General features: G+C 47.8%; 2 tRNA genes. Both read right to left on the minus strand.

The annotated features are described in order from the left end of the window. Nucleotides 1-82: 82 nt before the first annotated feature. Nucleotides 83-158: transfer RNA gene (locus HPY27_RS29910), tRNA-Ala, on the minus strand. Between the two features lie 16 nt (nucleotides 159-174). Next, nucleotides 175-251: transfer RNA gene (locus HPY27_RS29915), tRNA-Ile, on the minus strand.

The raw sequence follows: 251 nt of genomic DNA on the forward strand, positions 1-251 counted from the left end.
GATTTGACTATTTCTCAAAAGTGACGAAGAACAATGTAGCATATCTTCTTATTCACTTTCAAGTACTTTTTTAAAACTTTTTTGGTGGAGCTGAACGGGATCGAACCGATGACCTCCTGCTTGCAAGGCAGGCGCTCTCCCAACTGAGCTACAGCCCCATACTGGGGAATTATATGGTGGGCCTAGGCTGACTCGAACAGCCGACCTCACGCTTATCAGGCGTGCGCTCTAACCAACTGAGCTATAGGCCC

The sequence above is a fragment of the Brevibacillus sp. HB1.1 genome, from assembly GCF_013332445.1.
Lineage (GTDB): Bacteria > Bacillota > Bacilli > Brevibacillales > Brevibacillaceae > Brevibacillus > Brevibacillus porteri.